The organism is Salinicola sp. MH3R3-1 (genome assembly GCF_001937155.1).
GTDB lineage: Bacteria > Pseudomonadota > Gammaproteobacteria > Pseudomonadales > Halomonadaceae > Salinicola > Salinicola halophyticus.
Map to the genome: position 1 here is coordinate 1 of NZ_MSDP01000003.1, position 17212 is coordinate 17212.

16 protein-coding genes and 1 pseudogene are annotated in these 17212 nt (G+C 62.0%); 6 read left to right on the top strand and 11 right to left on the bottom strand.

Translation table 11 applies throughout. The features are described from left to right. A pseudogene (locus tag BTW08_RS19320) lies at positions 1–139 on the top strand (AEC family transporter); the annotation flags it as partial. A gap of 205 nt (positions 140–344) precedes the next feature. Here the strand turns inward: BTW08_RS19320 and BTW08_RS02095 are convergent. Continuing rightward, positions 345–1280: a LysR substrate-binding domain-containing protein gene (locus BTW08_RS02095; protein ID WP_075560865.1), complete on the bottom strand. Its 936-nt coding sequence runs from the start codon at positions 1278–1280 to the stop codon at positions 345–347. Between the two features lie 88 nt (positions 1281–1368). On the opposite strand from BTW08_RS02095, the gene BTW08_RS02100 reads away from it, so the two are divergent. Next, complete coding sequence (locus BTW08_RS02100) at positions 1369–2277, top strand: DMT family transporter (RefSeq protein ID WP_075560866.1); 909 nt, start codon at positions 1369–1371, stop codon at positions 2275–2277. A gap of 18 nt (positions 2278–2295) precedes the next feature. Here the strand turns inward: BTW08_RS02100 and trmB are convergent, their stop codons facing one another. The 4 genes from trmB to BTW08_RS02120 all read right to left on the bottom strand — a co-directional run bounded on the left by trmB (position 2296) and on the right by BTW08_RS02120 (position 6024). Then, entirely contained in the window at positions 2296–3033 is a 738-nt protein-coding gene (gene trmB / locus BTW08_RS02105; RefSeq protein ID WP_075560867.1) for a tRNA (guanosine(46)-N7)-methyltransferase TrmB, read from the bottom strand. 137 nt (positions 3034–3170) lie between these two features. Continuing rightward, on the bottom strand, positions 3171–3968 hold the full coding sequence (locus BTW08_RS02110) for a thiazole synthase (RefSeq protein WP_075560868.1): 798 nt from the start codon (positions 3966–3968) through the stop codon (positions 3171–3173). Between the two features lie 31 nt (positions 3969–3999). Further along, positions 4000–4200, bottom strand: coding sequence for a sulfur carrier protein ThiS (gene thiS / locus BTW08_RS02115; protein WP_075560869.1), 201 nt, complete (start codon positions 4198–4200; stop codon positions 4000–4002). A gap of 345 nt (positions 4201–4545) precedes the next feature. After that, positions 4546–6024 carry a sodium:alanine symporter family protein gene (locus BTW08_RS02120; RefSeq protein WP_075560870.1) on the bottom strand — a complete coding sequence of 493 codons (1479 nt, stop codon included), beginning with the start codon at positions 6022–6024 and terminating at the stop codon, positions 4546–4548. A gap of 143 nt (positions 6025–6167) precedes the next feature. On the opposite strand from BTW08_RS02120, the gene BTW08_RS02125 reads away from it, so the two are divergent. Further along, positions 6168–6554, top strand: coding sequence for a DUF423 domain-containing protein (locus tag BTW08_RS02125; protein ID WP_075560871.1), 387 nt, complete (start codon positions 6168–6170; stop codon positions 6552–6554). A 73-nt stretch (positions 6555–6627) separates the two neighbouring features. On the opposite strand, the gene BTW08_RS02130 is transcribed toward BTW08_RS02125, so the two are convergent. After that, positions 6628–7044 (bottom strand): PaaI family thioesterase, encoded by a 417-nt coding sequence (locus BTW08_RS02130; protein WP_075560872.1) that lies wholly within the window; start codon positions 7042–7044, stop codon positions 6628–6630. 255 nt (positions 7045–7299) lie between these two features. Beyond that, positions 7300–9492 carry a malate synthase G gene (locus tag BTW08_RS02135; protein ID WP_075560873.1) on the bottom strand — a complete coding sequence of 731 codons (2193 nt, stop codon included), beginning with the start codon at positions 9490–9492 and terminating at the stop codon, positions 7300–7302. Between the two features lie 322 nt (positions 9493–9814). Between BTW08_RS02135 and BTW08_RS02140 the strand changes: the two genes are divergently transcribed. The 3 genes from BTW08_RS02140 to BTW08_RS02150 all read left to right on the top strand — a co-directional run bounded on the left by BTW08_RS02140 (position 9815) and on the right by BTW08_RS02150 (position 12630). Further along, positions 9815–10810 carry an alpha/beta hydrolase gene (locus tag BTW08_RS02140; RefSeq protein ID WP_075560874.1) on the top strand — a complete coding sequence of 332 codons (996 nt, stop codon included), beginning with the start codon at positions 9815–9817 and terminating at the stop codon, positions 10808–10810. Further along, the gene (locus BTW08_RS02145) at positions 10807–11352 is read left to right on the top strand and encodes a hypothetical protein (RefSeq protein ID WP_075560875.1); all 546 of its coding nucleotides are present in this window, start codon (positions 10807–10809) and stop codon (positions 11350–11352) included. The genes BTW08_RS02140 and BTW08_RS02145 overlap by 4 nt, the downstream gene beginning before the upstream one ends. 174 nt (positions 11353–11526) lie before the next feature. Beyond that, a complete protein-coding gene (locus BTW08_RS02150; RefSeq protein WP_075560876.1) occupies positions 11527–12630 on the top strand; it encodes an aminotransferase class I/II-fold pyridoxal phosphate-dependent enzyme in 1104 nt (367 codons plus the stop codon). A 52-nt stretch (positions 12631–12682) separates the two neighbouring features. Here BTW08_RS02150 and BTW08_RS02155 read toward each other — a convergent pair whose 3' ends face one another. Genes BTW08_RS02155 through BTW08_RS02170 form a run of 4 tightly spaced genes read right to left on the bottom strand, consistent with a single transcriptional unit; the run spans position 12683 to position 17191 of the window. Beyond that, positions 12683–13807, bottom strand: a complete 1125-nt coding sequence (locus tag BTW08_RS02155) for a zinc-dependent alcohol dehydrogenase family protein (RefSeq protein ID WP_075560877.1) — start codon at positions 13805–13807, stop codon at positions 12683–12685. A gap of 47 nt (positions 13808–13854) precedes the next feature. After that, the gene (locus BTW08_RS02160; RefSeq protein ID WP_075560878.1) at positions 13855–14793 is read right to left on the bottom strand and encodes an MBL fold metallo-hydrolase; all 939 of its coding nucleotides are present in this window, start codon (positions 14791–14793) and stop codon (positions 13855–13857) included. Continuing rightward, positions 14790–15800 (bottom strand): flavin reductase family protein, encoded by a 1011-nt coding sequence (locus BTW08_RS02165; protein WP_075560879.1) that lies wholly within the window; start codon positions 15798–15800, stop codon positions 14790–14792. Before BTW08_RS02165 ends, BTW08_RS02160 begins: the two co-directional genes overlap by 4 nt. Continuing rightward, complete coding sequence (locus tag BTW08_RS02170) at positions 15797–17191, bottom strand: MFS transporter (protein WP_075560880.1); 1395 nt, start codon at positions 17189–17191, stop codon at positions 15797–15799. Before BTW08_RS02170 ends, BTW08_RS02165 begins: the two co-directional genes overlap by 4 nt. Positions 17192–17212: the final 21 nt, after the last annotated feature.

A 17212-nucleotide genomic window follows, 5' to 3' on the forward strand; every position in this document is an offset into this window, starting at 1 on the left:
GCCGACCGCCACATCGGCTTATATCCTGGCCCGTCAGCTGGGGGGCGACGCGGAGTTGATGGCGGCCGTGATTACCGGCCAGACACTGCTGGCAATGGCGACCTTGCCGCTTCTATTGCACGCAGTCGGCGCGAGTTGATCGGCGCAAATAAAAAGGATTCTCGTTACGCTTGCAATCTCAAATGAGAATGATTACCTTTACATCGTGGCGCCGCCAAACGCCACTGATCATCGCAGCGAATGTCAGGTTCCTGCCCTGATCATCTCCTCATCAAGCTAGTCACGGTCCTTAGTGCCGCCCTGCCCAGGGCGGCTTTTTTATGTTCCTGTTTTAGACTCGTGCTTCAGGCTCGCGTTTTCTGCCCGGGATCGCGCCCGCTCAGAGCGTCGCGCTGCCAGGGTCCGCGACCCCGCAGTCTCTCGCGCAGCAGCTGTGCCAAGGCGTCGACCGCCGGCTGCGATGCGTTGTCGATTGCCTTTGCGAAATGTAGCCTGGCGATGCAACGGCGTAGCGGTGGCATGCCGTCGCTTTCGTCCAGCGCGCGCATCGCCGTGGTCACGCGCTCGCGGTCGAGCACGCCGATCGCCATGCCGGTCTCGATCGCCTTCTCCACGGCGTGAATGCTGGTACTGGTGAAGATCGCCCGCCACGGACGCTGGGCGGCGTCCAATGCCTCGGTCGCCAGATGTCGATAGGGGCACTGCTCGGGGTGCACCGCCAGCGGCACTACCGTTTCTCGATGCAGCGCGCCCTGCACCGGGCCCGCCCATACCGGGGTGGGATGCCACAGCGTTTCTCCGCCTTCCAGCCCCATTGCATGATCGAGCACGATCGCCAGGTCCAGCTGGCGCTTGCCGAGCGCCCTGGCGAGACGGCCGCTGGTATCGGTGGTGACATCCAGCAGAATTCCCGGATAGCGCGCCATGAATTGCGGCAGCGTGTCATCGAGCAGCTCGCGGGCGTAGTCCTCGGGGATTCCCAGGCGTACGCGCCCGCTCAGTCGTTCGCCGTTGAAACGGCTGACCAGGGTGTCGTGAACCCGCAGCAGTTCCCGCGCTTCAGATAGCAGCACGTCGCCGCTCGAGGTCAACGTCACCCCGCGAGATCCGCGATCGAGCAGGCGCACGTCCAGCTCCGTTTCCAGCCGCTTCATCTGCATGCTGATCGCGCTCAGCGTGCGATGGCGTACCTCTGCCGTCGCCGCCAGCGACCCCGTCTGCGCCACGACCTGAAACGTGCGCAGGAGCTCCAGATCCAGCGTGTGGCTGCCTTCAATCATATTGAACCCTGATGGATTTTTATTCGATTCATTGAACTCTGCATAGCGCGCAGACTCAAGCCACTTCGACCGGACGGGAGGGCTTGGCATGCGCAATCTATCGCTGAACATCGCGCTGATGACGGGGTTCATCATCTGCTGGAGCTCGGGGTTCATCGGCAGCCGACTGGCGAGTCAGGCGTCGCTGCCGGCAATGGATCTGTTTGCCTGGCGCTTCGTTATCGCCACGCTGGTCGCCGCGCTATGGTGGTCGCTGAGCCGCCAGCGCGCGGTGACGCTGAGCGGCTGGCTGCGAGAAATGAGCGTCGGCGCACTCACCATGGGCGGCTATCTGCTGTTTGTGATGTTGGCCGTCGGCCAAGGAGTCAGCGCGGGTTCCACGGCACTGGTCACCGCCCAGCAGCCCATCCTGGCAGCGGTGATCGCAACGCTGTGGCTCCGCGAGCAGCTACCCATGGCAGCCTGGCTCGGTCTAGGAATCGCGGCCAGTGGCGTGGCGCTGTGCGTCGCGGGGGATTGGCAAGGAACGGGCAGCGCCAGCGGCTGGGCCTATGCGCTGCCGCTGCTGTCGGTGATCAGCGTGACGCTGGGCAGCGTGCTCGCCACCCGACGCCCGTCCGGGCTTGGCATGCCGGCCACGCTGACGGCGCAGCTCGGCGCGGCGAGCCTGGTCTTTCTGATAGCGGCGCTCAGTGACGGCCAGCTGGAAAGCCCGGGCAGCGAATTGATCACCTGGCAGACGCTGGGCTGGCTGGTGGTGCTGTCAAGCTTCGGTGGCTACGGCTTTTTTACCCTCTGCCTGCGCCGCATGGGTGTCAGCGCCGTGTCCAGCGCCATCTATCTCACCCCGCCGGTCACCTTGCTATGGAGTGCCTGGATGTTCGGCGAAGGCGTCGACACCCTGCAGCTGGGCGGCATGGCGCTGGCGCTGGCGGGTGTCCTGCTGACACTGGCCGCCCAGCACCGGTTCCGACATATCGGCGGCTGGGCGCACTGACTCCGTTCGGCCAGTCGATCAATCGCGGCGGTAGATGAGATCCCAGACGCCGTGGCCCAGGCGCTCGCCGCGCTGCTCGAACTTGGTCAGCGGTCGGAAGCCGGGGCGTTCGACGAAGGGCGCCGTTTCCGCCGGGGCGGTATTGACGAATCCCGGCGCCTCGGCCATCACCTCCGCCATGAATTCGGCGTAGGCCTGCCAGTCGGTCGCCATGTGCAGCTTGCCACCCGGCTGGAGGCGAGATCGCACCAGTTCGACGAACGGCAGCTGCACGATACGCCGCTTGTGATGCTTCTTCTTGGGCCACGGATCGGGAAAGAACAGCTGCAGCGTATCGATGCTCGCTTCCGGCAGGCAGTCCGCCAGCACCGCCAGTGCGTCTTCGCGGTAGACACGCAGGTTGGTCAGCCCGCGCTTGTCCGCTTCGTCCAGGAGCTTACCCACGCCGGGCGCGTGAACCTCGATGCCGATGAAGTCGGTCTCGGGGTGCGTCTCGGCCTGCTCGACCAGCGACTTGCCCATGCCGAAGCCGATCTCCACCACGCAGGGCGCCCGGCGGCCGAAAAGCTGCTCGAGATCCTGGCGACCGTCGGCCAGCGTCAGGCCCCATTTGGGCCACACGTCGTTCAGGCCGCGCTCCTGCGCCGCCGTCATGCGACCGGCCCGCAGTACGTAGCTCTTGATGCCACGACGCACGGGCGTCTCGGGCGTACCTTCGGCGGTGGATTCGGTCTCGGGCGTCGTCTTGTCAGTCATGCGAAGGCGTCAACAGGCAAAGGAAATGGGAGTGGCCGCCGGTCGCTGGCGGCCCTGTTCAAGTCAATCGAAAGTACGTCGATCGAAGTACGTCGATCAAAAGTACGTCAATCACAGTTCAAGTCGTTCAAGGAGACTCAGCCGTTGATGCGCCCGGCAAACGGCGAAGACGGGCTGGCGCTCTGGCGGCGCGGCATGCGCTCGGCGAGAAAGGCCTCGCGTCCGGCTTCGATCGCCTTGCGCATGGCGTTGGCCATCATCACCGGATGCCGGGCGTGGGCGATGGCTGAGTTCATCAGCACGCCGTCGCAGCCCATCTCCATCGCCAGCGCCGCATCCGACGCTGTACCGATACCGGCATCGACCAGCACCGGTACGTCGGCGTGCTCGAGAATGAGCGCCAACGTCGCCGGATTGAGCAGGCCGTTGCCGGAGCCGATCAGCGAGCCCAGCGGCATCACCGCGCAGCAGCCACGCTTTTCCAGCTCCTTGGCCACGATCGGATCGTCGCTGGTGTAGACCATGACGTCGAAGCCGTCGTTGACCAGAGTCTCGGCCGCGGCCAGCGTCTCGACCACGTTGGGGTAGAGCGTTTTTTCATCGCCCAGCACCTCCAGCTTGACCAGGTTGTGACCGTCGAGCAGTTCGCGGGCGAGCTTGCAGGTGCGCACGGCATCCTTGGCGGTGTAGCAGCCGGCGGTGTTGGGCAGCAGCGTATAGCGCGACGGCGGTACCGCATCGAGCAGATTGGGCTCGCCCGGGTTCTGACCCAGATTGGTCCGCCGGACCGCGAACGTCACCACGTCGGCACCGCTGGCTTCGATGGCCGCGGCGGTCTCGTCGAAGTCGCGATACTTGCCGGTGCCGACCAGCAGGCGAGACGCAAAACGGCGGCCTGCCACGATCAACGGAATGTCCTGAATCAGCTGCGACATGGATGACTCCTGGTCATGAACCTGGCGGCGATCAGCCACCGCCGATAGCGTGCACGATCTCCACGCGGTCGCCGTCGTTCAGGCGCGTCTGCGCATGCAGGCTGCGTGGCACGATCTCTTCGTTGACTTCGATGGCGACACGCCGCCCCGTCAGGCCGAGCGAGTCGACCAGCTGGACCAGCGTGGGTTCGCCATCGAGCGGATGGGGCTCACCGTTGAGCTGAATCTGCATCGCGGCCTCCCTGGGGCGAATCGAGCGCTTTCCGCACCGGCGCGGGCGCGCATATCAAGCGGCGCCTGCAAACACGTGCTTTTCGCGCGGGTCCGGGCGCGGTAAACAACATCGCGCGGGTCCGGGCGCGGCTATCAATCGCCGCGAGTGCGGGCGCGGTAAATAACATCGCGCGGTTGCGGGCGCGGCAAGCATCGCGCGGTTTCGGGCGCGTATAAAACGCCGCCGCATTGTAGCGCTTCAAGCCAGATCAGGCACCCGGCTCAGGTGTCGCGGCCGGCAATTCAAGACAGGATGCGGGGCGTCGACGATCAACCGTCGCGCCCCGCCATGCTCATACCGCGCTTATTCGGCGTTCTCTTTCGCCGGCCACACGTCTGCATCGGTCTGCTCGGGCCGCTTGAGCACCTTCTTGGGATCGAATGTCGGCTCGCGGATGCCATCCTTGCGCTGACGCTCGTAATCCTTGAGCACCCGCAGCGCGATCGGACACAGCAGCAGAATCGCGATGAGGTTGGTCGTTGCCATCAGCCCCATGGCGAGATCGGCGAAGTCCCACACGAACTGTAGCTGCGCCACGGACCCGATCATCACCATCGCCAGCACGGCAACGCGCAATACGGAGACCGCGATTTTGGAATGGCGTTTGAACAGATACTCGATATTGATCTGCGAGTAGGAGAAGTTGGCAATGATCGAGGTGAAGGCGAACAGGAAGATGGCGATGGCGATGAAGATCTCGCCGAAGCTGCCGAGGTGGTCGACCATCGCATCCTGCGTCAGCTGAATGCCGACGATATCCTGACCCGGCGAGGTGCTCATCAGACGCTCGTAGACGCCGGAGAGCAGAATCACCACCGCGGTGCAGCTACAGATCACCAGGGTGTCAATGAACACGCCGAAGGACTGGACCAGGCCCTGAGCCGCCGGGTGTTTGACGTCCGCCTGGGCGGCGGCGTTGGGCGCAGAACCCATACCGGCCTCGTTGGAGAACAGGCCACGCTTGATGCCATTCTCCATCGCGATCTTGATGGTATAACCCACCGCACCGCCGACGGCCGGGCCGTAACCGAAGGCACTCTTGATGATCAGCTCCAGCATCGCGGGGACTTCGCTGAAGTTCACGATCAATACGTACAGCGCTACCAGGAAGTAACCGATGGCCATGATCGGCACGATCTTCTCGGCAGTACGCGCGACGGACTTGAGTCCGCCGTAGATCACCAGCGCAGTGATGATCACCAGCGCAACGCCGGTCATCCAGTTGGGAATCGAGAACGCCTGAGACAGGCCCTGAGCGATAGTGTTGGACTGGGCGCCGTTGAAAGCCAGGCCGTAGGCGATCAGCAGGAAGATCGCGAACAGCACGCTCATCCAGCGCTGCCCCAGCGCCCGCTCGATGTAGTAGGCCGGGCCGCCGCGGAACACGCCATCCTCGTTGCGCTTCTTGTAGGTCTGGGCCAGGGTCGATTCGATGAACGAGGTGGCGAAGCCCACCAGCGCCGTCATCCACATCCAGAAGATCGCCCCGGGGCCGCCGACCCACAGCGCAATCGCCACGCCTGCCAGGTTACCGGTGCCGACCCTGGCCGCCAGGGAGGTCGCGAAGGCCTGGAAACCGCTGACGCCATTGCCGGAGCCACGGCTGTTGAAGGTGACGCGGGCCATGTGCCCGAACAGCCGGAACTGCATGAAGCGCGTGAGCACGGTAAACAGAACGCCAGCACCCAGCAGCAGATACAGCAGGATGTAGGTCCAGACGAAATCACTGACCGGAGTCATCACGGCATAAACCGCGTCGTGAAGCGTGTTGATGAATTCCATTTCGGAGATCCTTATGGAGAACGATGACGTCGCAAGCGCTGGCAGACGCGGCTGCCGAGGCGGTTTTTTACGCGCTAGACTAGCAGGCGTCAATTCCGCGACTGACGCTCACTTGAGCATAGTCGCCCTCGAGGAGTCGCAACATGCACCAAAAGTGGGGCTGGATCGCTGCCGCCCTGAGCGGATTCATTATCGTGGCCGCCGGCGCCTTCGGCGCGCACGCGCTGGCCGATACGCTCTCGCCGCGTAATCTCGAGGTATTTCATACCGCCGTACGCTATCAGGCCTGGCACACGCTGGCGGTGATGGCGGTTCTCGCCTGGCAAGGCCAGCGCGCGCTGCGCGGGCAGACGCTGGCCATCGGGCTCTGGTTCGCGGGCATGGTGCTGTTTAGCGGTTCGCTCTACCTGCTGGTGCTCGGCGGGATGCGAGTGCTAGGGATCGTGACGCCCTTTGGCGGCCTGCTGCTGATGGCGGGTTGGCTCGTATTGGCATGGAGCGCCTGGCGTCAGCGACCGGCCGCGGCGTAGATCAGAAGCTCGCTTAGATCACGGCCTCGCTTCAATCACGGCCTCGCTGGCGAAAGCCAACGGCGTGACGGCTTCAATCATCGCGATCCGGCAGCACGTAGGTCGCCGTCACCAGCGCCACGGGCTCGTTGTCGCCGGTGGAGAAGAGCTGGACCTCGCCGACGGCGAGACGCTGGCCGAGCTTGAGAATGCGGGCGTTGGCGATCAGGTCCCGGTCGCCGCGAGCCCGACGCAGGAAGTGGCAGTTGAGACTGCTGGTCACCGCCATCGCTTCCGGCCCGATCTGGGCCAGCACCGCGACGAACAGACAGACGTCTGCCAGATTCACCATCGACGGCCCGGAGACGCAGGCGCCGGGACGCAGGTGCTCGTCCTCGATCGCCAGACTCATGGTCGCCCGCATGTGATCGACGGCCTCGATGGTGCCTTGGCGCTGGGGGAAGACATCGTCGAGGAAATCCTCGATTTCGGCGGCGGTCATCACGGTCATCGGACTCTCCCAGAGCGGCTCGGCGGGCGGCGCATGATTCGACGGGGGGACGGCGTAGCCGTCAAGATAGCGCAAGCGATCACCGAGTCACAGAGGCAAAACGGAAGACGGAAGCCGCGAGCCGCGAGCCGCGAGCCGCGAGCCGCGAAAACCAGAATGTGGTGGTTGCCACGTAAAACGCCAGCGACGGATGTCGCTGGCGCTCTTCGTAGCTCGTAGCTCGTAGCTCGTAGCCCGTAGCCCGTAGCTCGTAGCCTAGTGCTTCGTCTTGTCCACGGCGCGCCAGTGGTGCAGCAACGGTTCGGTGTAGCCGGAAGGTTGCTCGCGACCCTTGAAGATCAGATCCGAGGCGGCCTGAAACGCGGTGGAGTCTTCCAGGTGCGAGGTCATCGGCGTATAGCCCGAATCGCCGGCGTTCTGCTCGTCGACCACCTTGGCCATGCGCGTCAGCGTTTCGCGTACCTGGGCTTCATCGACGATACCGTGATGCAGCCAGTTGGCGATGTGCTGGCTGGAGATTCGCAGCGTGGCACGGTCTTCCATCAGCCCGACATTGTGGATATCCGGCACCTTGGAGCAACCGACCCCGTGCTCGACCCAGCGCACCACGTAGCCGAGGATGCCCTGGCAGTTATTGTCGAGCTCCTGCTGAATCTCGTCGGCGCCCCAATCGGCCTCGGGATCGACCGGCACGGTCAGCAGATCGTCGAGCAGATCGCTTTCGCCCTGATCTTCCAGGTCGCGCTGGATCGCGGCCACGTCGATCTGGTGATAGTGCAGCGCGTGCAATACCGCCGCGGTCGGTGACGGCACCCAGGCCGTATTGGCGCCAGCCTTGGGATGGCCCACCTTCTGGTCGAGCATCGCCGCCATCAGGTCCGGCATCGCCCACATGCCTTTGCCGATCTGGGCGCGCCCGCGCAGCCCGCAGGCCAGCCCGATCTGCACGTTGCTGCGCTCGTAGGCGCCGATCCACTGGCTGCCCTTCATGTCGCCCTTGCGCAACATCGGCCCCGCGTTCATGGCGGTGTGCATCTCGTCGCCGGTGCGGTCGAGAAAGCCGGTATTGATGAAGGCGACGCGCGAGGACGCCGCTTCGATGCAGGCCTTGAGATTGACGGAGGTTCGGCGCTCCTCGTCCATGATCCCCATCTTGAGGGTATCCGCCGGCAGCCCCAGCAGCTGTTCGACGCGCCCGAACAGCTCGTCGGCGAACGCCACTTCCTGCGGGCCATGCATCTTGGGTTTGACGATGTAGAGCGACCCGGCGCGCGAATTGCCCAGCGAGGTTTCCGCATCGCGCTTCAGATCGTGGATACCGATCAGCGAGGTCATCACCGCATCCAGCACGCCCTCGGGGATTTCGTTGCCGTCGCCGTCGAGAATGGCCGGCGTCGTCATCAGATGCCCGACGTTACGCACGAACATCAGCGAGCGGCCCGGCAACGTCAGCGAGCTGCCGTCCGGCAGGGTGTAGTCGCGATCCGGATTGAGCCGCCGGGTCACGGTTTTGCCGCCTTTGTCGAAGCGCTCCTCGAGATCGCCTTTCATCAGCCCGAGCCAGTTGCGATAGACCAGCGTCTTGTCGTCGGCGTCGACCGCGGCGATGGAGTCCTCGCAATCCATGATCGTGGTGATTGCCGCTTCGACCAGCAGATCCTTGACGTGGGCCGGATCGGTCTTGCCGATCGGGTGCCCGGCATCGATCTGGATCTCGAGATGCAGACCGTGGTTGGAGAGCAGAATGGCGTCCGGCGAGGCGGCATCGCCCTGAAAGCCGACGAACTGGCCGGGATTCTTCAGCCCGGTGTCGCGCCCACCTTCCAGCTTCACCGTCAGATGACCTTCACGAATCGCATAGCCGATCGCATCCCGATGCGTACCGGTCGCCAGCGGCGCGGCCATGTCGAGCACGTTGCGAGCGTAGGCGATCACCTTGGCACCGCGTTCGGGGTTGTAGCCGCTGCCCTTTTCGGCGCCGTCCTCTTCCTTGATCACGTCGGTGCCGTAGAGAGCGTCGTAAAGACTGCCCCAGCGGGCGTTGGCGGCATTCAGCGCATAGCGGGCATTGTTGACCGGTACCACCAGCTGAGGGCCGGCCTGACGCGCGATCTCGGCATCCACGTTGGTGGTGGTGGCCTCGACGCTCGCCGGCGCATCGACCAGATAGCCGATCTTCTTGAGGAAGGCGCGATAGGCCGCCATGTCCTCGATCTTGCCCGGATTGGCCTGGTGCCACTCATCGAGCTTGGCCTGGAGACGATCACGCTCGGCCAGCAGCTCCCGATTGCGGGGCGCGAGATCGTGAACCAGCGCATCGAAGCCGGTCCAGAACGCCTCGGCCTCGATACCGGTGCCCGGCAAGGCTTCATCGACGATGAAGCGCTCGAGCACGTTGGCTACCTGCAGACGATGATGCGTGCTACGTTTTGTCTTGTCGGTTGTCATGTCAGTCTCCAGATCGATGAGCGATCAGGTCACGGCAGTGGCATCGGCACCTCGTTCCGGCCGTCATTTCAACGTACCAGCCTTTCGCCGTGCCATCCTGTTCTCGCCGCCGTGTCCGAAATTCATTTATGGAAAATATTTCCATAAAACTGTTCCCCGATAATAATCAGCCTGACGCGAATTGTCTTCCTCGACCTTCGTCACCCCCGCCAGCTTCGTCATCTCCCGCAAGTTCCCGTAACGATCTCCGAGCCTCATCTGCGTCATGTCATGGTCTCGGCCGCGCACGACGAGTAGCATGGTCGAATCAGGAGACACATGCATGCTCGACTTTTCACGACTCAAGGCTATCGGCCCCTTCCGGCACATCGAAACCCCCACCGATTCGCCACTCGCTGGCTATCTCGATCATTACCGGCTGATGCCACTGCTGAGTGCCAACGACAACCTGCAACTTCACGCCGGCTTTCTGCAGGCCGAGGGCGAGCAGGGCCGGACCTTCGACCTGTGGACTCAGGTATGGGCCCCGCCCGCTCCCCGCGGGACGATCTTCGTGGTGCATGGCTATTTCGACCACCTGGGGCTCTACGGCCACCTGCTGGAGCGGCTGCTGGCGCTCGGCTGGCAGGTCGTGATGTGGGACCTGCCCGGCCACGGGCTTTCCAGCGGCGCTCGCGCCACTATCGATGACTTTACCGACTACGTGAAGTGCTTCAACAGCGTCGAGCACCAGATCGCCGAGCGACACCTGGCGCCGGGGCCATGGCTGGCCATCGGCCAGAGCACGGGAGCTTCGATCGTCGCTACCGACGCCCTGGCGCGCGGCGAGCAGGCGCCGTGGCAAGGGCTGGTGTTGCTGGCGCCGCTGGTTCGGCCCTGGGGCTGGAACCAGTCGCGCTGGCTACACCGTATCGCCAGTCCGTTCGTGGATACCATTCCCCGAAAGTATCGCGCCAACACCACCAATCTCGACTTTGCCGACTTTTTGCGCCTTCACGATCCGCTGCAGGACGATCACCTGGCGCTGACCTGGGTCACCGCGATGCGCCGCTGGATGCCGACACTGCTGAAGCGCCCGCCCAGTGAGCTGCCGGTGCTAATTCTGCAGGGAGAACAGGATCTGACCGTGGATTGGAGCTGGAACCTCAAGGCGCTACGACGCAAGTTTCCGCGCGCTCAAGTGGTGCGTCATCCCCAAGCCCGCCACCATCTGGTCAACGAAGCGGAGCCGATTCGCCGCGTCCTGTTCGAGGCGCTCGACGACTTCCTGACCCGCTTCGCCGCCGCGCATCCACCCGATTCCGTGACAGCACCATGAGGTCATGGATCACCCCTTCGGGGCTTGTCCGCCCGATGCTCACCCGACTGGCGCTTGCCGGTCTGGTGCTCATCCTGTTGAGCGGCTGCGCCGGCTTCGGCGAGCCCGCCCCGGGTAATCGGGAGACACGAGCGCTGCGAGGCCTGGCAGACGGCGCGGCCATAGGATTGCTCGAGGCCCCGCCCTGGGATGCCGAGAACGCCTCGGCCGTAACGATTCTGCTGCGTCCAGCGGAGGTCGACGCCACTCTGCCGATCTCCCCCGAGGCGCTCAACGAAGCGTTGGCGCGGGGATTGCTGAGTCAGGAGAAGGCCCCTCACGTACTCGATTGGGCTCCCGCGTCGATGTCGCGGAGCACCAGCGAACAGTGGCTGCTCCAGGCTCGACTGAGCGCCGAAGCACCGCCGCTGCGGCTGAGCGACCGCATTCTGCAGCCCTATCATCTGCAGTTCGATCTGTCCCGCCCGGGGGACGAACAGTCCCACTGGCGGTGGCAGGCCCGCGGCGCGGTGGATCTCGACGCCCTGCCAGCCGGGTCCTGATCGGCACCATATAGACGCCGACGATCGTTCGCTGGCATCAACCGTTATCCTCGACCTTTCTCGATGGCTATCCTTGATCGCCATCTTCAATCGCCATCTTCCGTTACTATCTTCAATTGCTGTCTTCAATTGCTATCTTCCGTCGCAACCGTTATCGCCATGACTGAGATGCCCATGTCCCGCTTTGCCCGCCACCTCGTCAATCAGGACGGCCCCCATAATCCGTTCCCCGGTCTGCAGGCGCTGGAGCGACGCCTGGGCCATTCACTCCCTCATCGCATCGGCTCCAACGAGGGGCTGGACATGCCCCACCGGGCGCTGACCGCACGGTTTGGCAGTGAAGTGGCCGATCTTGCCCGCACCTACGGCGACGCCGAGGCGTGGCAGGTTCGACAGCTGCTGGCCGAAAGTCTGGAGCTGCCAATGGAGGCGCTGCTGGTGGATGCGGGCGCGGACAGCCTGATGGCGCTGACGCTGCGGGCGCTGTGCGAGGCGGGCGACACGGTCATCACCAGCGCCGGCACCTACCCGACCTGGAGCTACTTCGTGCGCGGCCAAGGCTGTCGCCAGGTCGAAGTCGAATACGCCAGCGGCCCGGGATATCTGGCGCCGGATCTCGAGGCGCTGGCGGCCGCGGCGACCCGCGAGCAGGCCCGGGGCGTTTATCTCGCCAATCCGGATAATCCGAGCGGCCATCTTCACAGCGATGCTGACGTCGTGGCGCTGCGGGATCGCTTGCCGGAAGACTGCACCCTGGTCCTCGACGAGGCCTATCACGATTTTCGTGGCGATGCGTGGTCGCCGGCCGCCAACGCCGTCTGGCCCGGGGTGATTCGGCTGCGCACCTTCTCCAAGGCCCACGGACTCGCCGGCCTGCGCGTGGGCTACGCCATTGCAACGCCGGAAACCCACGCCATGTTGATGAAAGTGAGGATTCACTACGCGGTTTCCTCGCTGGCGCTGGCGGCCGCGGAAACCGTGCTGGCCCATCCCGACGAAACCCGCGAACACGTGGCGGCAGTGGTCGATCGACGCGAGGCGCTGAGTCAGTGGTTGCGGAACCACGGGGCCGAGGTACTGCCCAGTACCACCAACTTCGTCACCCTGAGGTTGAAGGACGCCGAGCAGGCCGCTGCGATTCATCGAAACCTGCTGGCGGAAGGCACGCTGATTCACCGCCCGGCGCACCCGGCGCTGGGCCACGCGCTGCGGATCAGTGCGCTCGACGATGCCCTGGTGCCGGGAAGGCTCGAGACGCTGGCTATCAAGTATCGATGATGTCAGCTAAATCAGCGCGCCTTTAGACACTCCGCCATATTCAAGCTTTCTCTCAGAGTTCGACCACAAGACGGATAGCTTCTCCACGATCGAGCCGGTCGAAGCCTTCGTTAATCTCGCTAAGGGAAATGACACCGCTGAGCAACTTGTTCACAGGCAGTTTGCCAGCACGATAAAGAGCCACGTAGCGCGATATATCACGTATCGGAACGCAAGCGCCAATATAGCTGCCCTTCAACGTGCGCTCTTCAGCAACCAGACTGACCACATTCACCGGCAGGTTGACGTGCGGCGCAGGCAGACCTGCGGTTACCGTTATGCCACCGCGGCGCGTCATGCGATAAGCGTCTTCGAGCGCCTTCTCAGAACCCGCAAACTCAAGGGCGATATCTACTCCGCCACGGGTCAGGTCTCGAATCTTTTCAATGGCGTGTTTATCAGTGGCGTTAACGGTCTCCGTCGCGCCCATCTCTCGTGCGACCGCCAACTTCTCATCGGAAATATCTACCGCAATAACTTCTGAGGCCCCGGCACCGATCGCGCCCAGTAACGCTGCCAAGCCGACACCACCCAGACCAATAACAGCCGTTGTTTGGCCGGCTTGGAGCTTCGCCGTGTTGATGACTGCACCGACCCCGGTGAGTACAGCGCAACCAAACAGCGCGGCTTCGATGAAAGGAAGGTCTTCATCGATCTTGACTAGGGAACGTCGCGACACAACCGCGTATTCGGCGAAGGCAGAACACCCTAAATGATGATGAACAGGTGATAGATCTTCGCGCAGCCGGATCCCACCCGAGAGTAGAGTACCAGCGTTGTTCGTCTTGGCCCCCGGTTCGCAAAGCGCCGGTCTGCCCTCGGCGCAAGGCAGACAGTGTCCACAACTGGGGACGAAGGTAAGTATCACATGATCGCCTGAGCTCAGGTCATCGACATTGTCACCTAGTGACACCACCTCGCCAGCCGCTTCGTGGCCTAACGCCATTGGCATTGGGCGCGGTCGATTGCCGTTGATGACGGATAGATCGGAGTGACAGAGTCCGGCGGCGCGGATCCTGATCAGCACTTCCTCAGGACCAGGTGAATCGAGATCGAGGTTCACGACCTCGAGCGGTCGGCTCACGCTGTAGGGTTTAGCGGGCTTCATATCTCGCAGTACGGCGGCGCGAGTTTTCATATGTCAGTCTCCAGTAAGTAACTGATGGTGAGAAACAGGAAGAAGCCCTAACCGACCGGCGAGAAACGTAAGACTCGTGGGTGGTCCCGGTTCCATGTCTCGCCATCGTCGGCGAACTCGAATTCGATCGCTCCACTGCTCGTACGGACACGACCGGCGTGAGGCGCAATGAAGTGGCCCGTCATGAGAAGCGTTGAGGTATCAGTGATCTCGTCGATCAGCCTTCGCCTCGTGGCATTGGCCTGCTCAGGTTCCTCGCAGCCGATGCAGCTCCAGTCAGGGTGACGGATCTGGATGGGATGATGGATCACGTCTCCGGTAAAGACGCAGGAGGCGCCGCGCGAACGCAGCCAGATAGCCACGTGTCCTGGGGTGTGGCCCGGCGCCGGATGAACACTTAGGCAATCGTCGAGCATAAACCCATCATCCACTACCTCAACCTGTCCGGCCTGGATCACCGGCAACACGCTGTCACGATAAGCAGCGAGATGATGGCCGGTACCGTCATCGTCTTTGAGCGCCGCTGCCCAATAGTCGAATTCGGTTCGCCCAATGAGATAGGTGGCATTGGGAAAGGTTGGGCGCCATTCACCATTGACCAGACAAGTATTCCAGCCCACATGATCAGCGTGTAGATGCGTGCAGAAGACGTAGTCGACGCTTTCTGGAGGTACTCCGGCCGCAGTCAAACGATCGAGAAAAGGAGTATTTAGGTTCGTCCAGTGCGTTCTAGTATGGCGTTCCTTATCATTGCCCACACAGGTGTCTACCAGTACACGATGCCAGCCAGTGTCTATCACCCAAGTGTGAATGCTCAACGTGATACAGCGAGTCTCAGGGTCGAGAAACGGCGGTTTGAGCCAGTCACTTTCCGATACCAGACTGGCTTCGTCGGAAGTTGGAAAAAACTGATGAATTTCGAAAGAGCGATCTTCCATCTCGCGCACGGCGCGTAAGCGAATGCCCCCAACATGGAAGTCTTTCATGGCTCAGCCCCTTCATCTTTGACCGCTGCCACAAATTCATCCCCAGCCCTGCTTGGCATGGGTGGCCAACCCGAGTCCGCGCCATCGATGGCAAGCTTGCCAAGCAGCTGTTTAAGTATGCGGACCTCGTTATCATCGATGGGGGCGAGGCACTGTGCTTCGGATGATTTGAGCAGGGCGACGATCTCGATCATCGCACGGCGGCCATCATGCGTGAGCCAGGCTCTTGAACTAGCATCGCCAGGGGTATCGTCCAGTTTGATGAAGCCACGGCTCTTAAGATCCTCGAGCGTGTCGCGCCCTACTTCGTCTCCTCTGGCACGACCAATTCGATAGATATCCTCAAGTGCTCGTCCATCCTGGTGGCCGAGAAGCGTCAGTACAGCGTAGTCGGCACCGCTCCAGCCGCGGCGCTTGCGCTCGGCGACCGCCTCTTCACGGATGCGGTAGAAAACGCGCGAGACTAGGTAGATGAAGTCCTCAGGAGAGAGGCTTTCGGCTCGACGAGCGAATGCCAGTTCATCCTGCTGGTGACTGACTAGCCGACCGTAACGACCACCGTGGAACAATAGCGGGGGTGTTGCCGAGTGCTGGAAACCAATTATCTCACCCACGAAGATAATATGGTCGCCTCCCTCATACTGATAGGTCGTCTTGCACTCGAAGCGTGCCGAGCACTGCTCTATCAAAGGTATACCATCATGCCCCCGCTCTACCGCGACGGTATCGAACGGATTGGCTGACGACGAAGCAAAGGCACCCGACAACGAATCTTGGTCCGCAGAAAGAATATGTACCGCGAAATACGCTGCTTGCTTGAAGGATTCGAATGACGACGACGTTTTCGAAAGACTCCATAGAATCAGCGGCGGGTCGAGTGATACCGAGCTGAAGCTGTTGGCAGTTCGCCCCAGATCGCTGCCGTTGAGAGTTTTAGTGGTGACGATTGTCACCCCAGTGGCGAATGCTCCAAGAGCGTTTCTCAGGACACGTTTTTCATCGTTCATGATACTCCTCCAGTATCTTGTATGCCGCCGGGTGAAACATTAGATTTCGTGGGGATAGATATTCCTTGGTCGTGGATTCGCCCAGACGGATCTTTGATACTGCCATCAGCGGCCTCCAGCGGCTCTCCCGCCGCTTCACGCAACGGAATGATCGAGAACACAGAGAGGCAGGCTGCGGCGATGATATAAAGTGTTAGTGGAACCCAGCTTCCGGTCCACGCCCATAATGTTGCAGCTATGATGGGAGTTGGCCCACTCCAAATCACGGTGGCGAACTGGTAGGCAATGGAAACACCGCTATAGCGCATGGAGGCGTCGTACTGCTCAGCGAACAGACTTGGCTGCGTGGATTGGGTTGTCGCTTGCCCAAAGATGATAGCCACCGTCATTCCGACCGTCACTGCCATCGCGTTTTGCGTGTCGAGCAACAAGAAAAACGGAATAATGAAGAGGCCGTTGAAGACCATACCTCCAGCGAAGACTTTCCGCCGTCCGATCCGGTCGGAGAGTGCGCCAAAGATCGGCTGCGCAATTACACAGAAGACAGCTGCTATCATCAGCGACTCAAGCGCGGTCGATCTCTCCATGCCTACCACAGATGTCAGGTAGGAAAGCGAATAGACAGCCAGTACGTAAAAACTGACGTTCTCTGCGGCCTGGGAAGCCACTAACCGAAACGTCTTACGGCCATGCTGACGAAATACTCGGGCTGCAGGTAATTTCTCGCGTTCACCACTCTCCTGCATCTTGCGAAAACTTGGCGACTCAGAAAGACTTCTGCGTAGTACGATACCCAGCACCAATAGCACACCGCTGAAAAGAAACGGTAGTCGCCAACCCCACGCCATGAACTGATCGTCGGTGAGTAGGGCACTAACCGTAGCCATCACACCAGATGAAAGCAGCAATGCCGACGGAATGCCCATCTGCGGCCAGCTTCCATAAAAGCCTCGCCGACTCTGTGGAGAGTGCTCTACGACCATCAGCGTTGCCCCGCCCCATTCTCCCCCAACCGCGAATCCTTGTAGGAATCGCAGCAGCGTGACCAGGACCGGTGCCCAAATACCGATCGATGCATAGGTAGGTGCCAATCCGATCAGAAAGGTTACGCCGCCCATCATGGTCAAACTAAGGACCAACATAGCCTTACGCCCAATGCGATCGCCGTAATGACCGAAGACGATGCCGCCCAATGGACGCGCGATGAATCCCACAGCGAAGGTTGCAAAGGCAGCAATCGTGCCTGTCAGGGGATCGAAATCTGGAAAGAACAATTGGTTGAAGACCAACGCGGCAGCGGTGCCGAAGATAAAAAAATCGTACCATTCCAAGGTCGAGCCGATATAACTAGCCAACGCGACTTTACGGATATCGGATGTCTTGGTTGTCATTGTCACTCACCTCTTCAGGCC

What these genes read in the sequence shown, in the direction of transcription:
- BTW08_RS02095 (WP_075560865.1), bottom strand. Translation starts at nt 1,280, where the DNA reads ATGATTGAAGGCAGCCACACGCTGGATCTGGAGCTCCTGCGCACGTTT.
- BTW08_RS02100 (WP_075560866.1), top strand. Translation starts at nt 1,369, where the DNA reads ATGCGCAATCTATCGCTGAACATCGCGCTGATGACGGGGTTCATCATC.
- trmB (WP_075560867.1), bottom strand. Translation starts at nt 3,033, where the DNA reads ATGACTGACAAGACGACGCCCGAGACCGAATCCACCGCCGAAGGTACG.
- BTW08_RS02110 (WP_075560868.1), bottom strand. Translation starts at nt 3,968, where the DNA reads ATGTCGCAGCTGATTCAGGACATTCCGTTGATCGTGGCAGGCCGCCGT.
- thiS (WP_075560869.1), bottom strand. Translation starts at nt 4,200, where the DNA reads ATGCAGATTCAGCTCAACGGTGAGCCCCATCCGCTCGATGGCGAACCC.
- BTW08_RS02120 (WP_075560870.1), bottom strand. Translation starts at nt 6,024, where the DNA reads ATGGAATTCATCAACACGCTTCACGACGCGGTTTATGCCGTGATGACT.
- BTW08_RS02125 (WP_075560871.1), top strand. Translation starts at nt 6,168, where the DNA reads ATGCACCAAAAGTGGGGCTGGATCGCTGCCGCCCTGAGCGGATTCATT.
- BTW08_RS02130 (WP_075560872.1), bottom strand. Translation starts at nt 7,044, where the DNA reads ATGACCGTGATGACCGCCGCCGAAATCGAGGATTTCCTCGACGATGTC.
- BTW08_RS02135 (WP_075560873.1), bottom strand. Translation starts at nt 9,492, where the DNA reads ATGACAACCGACAAGACAAAACGTAGCACGCATCATCGTCTGCAGGTA.
- BTW08_RS02140 (WP_075560874.1), top strand. Translation starts at nt 9,815, where the DNA reads ATGCTCGACTTTTCACGACTCAAGGCTATCGGCCCCTTCCGGCACATC.
- BTW08_RS02145 (WP_075560875.1), top strand. Translation starts at nt 10,807, where the DNA reads ATGAGGTCATGGATCACCCCTTCGGGGCTTGTCCGCCCGATGCTCACC.
- BTW08_RS02150 (WP_075560876.1), top strand. Translation starts at nt 11,527, where the DNA reads ATGTCCCGCTTTGCCCGCCACCTCGTCAATCAGGACGGCCCCCATAAT.
- BTW08_RS02155 (WP_075560877.1), bottom strand. Translation starts at nt 13,807, where the DNA reads ATGAAAACTCGCGCCGCCGTACTGCGAGATATGAAGCCCGCTAAACCC.
- BTW08_RS02160 (WP_075560878.1), bottom strand. Translation starts at nt 14,793, where the DNA reads ATGAAAGACTTCCATGTTGGGGGCATTCGCTTACGCGCCGTGCGCGAG.
- BTW08_RS02165 (WP_075560879.1), bottom strand. Translation starts at nt 15,800, where the DNA reads ATGAACGATGAAAAACGTGTCCTGAGAAACGCTCTTGGAGCATTCGCC.
- BTW08_RS02170 (WP_075560880.1), bottom strand. Translation starts at nt 17,191, where the DNA reads ATGACAACCAAGACATCCGATATCCGTAAAGTCGCGTTGGCTAGTTAT.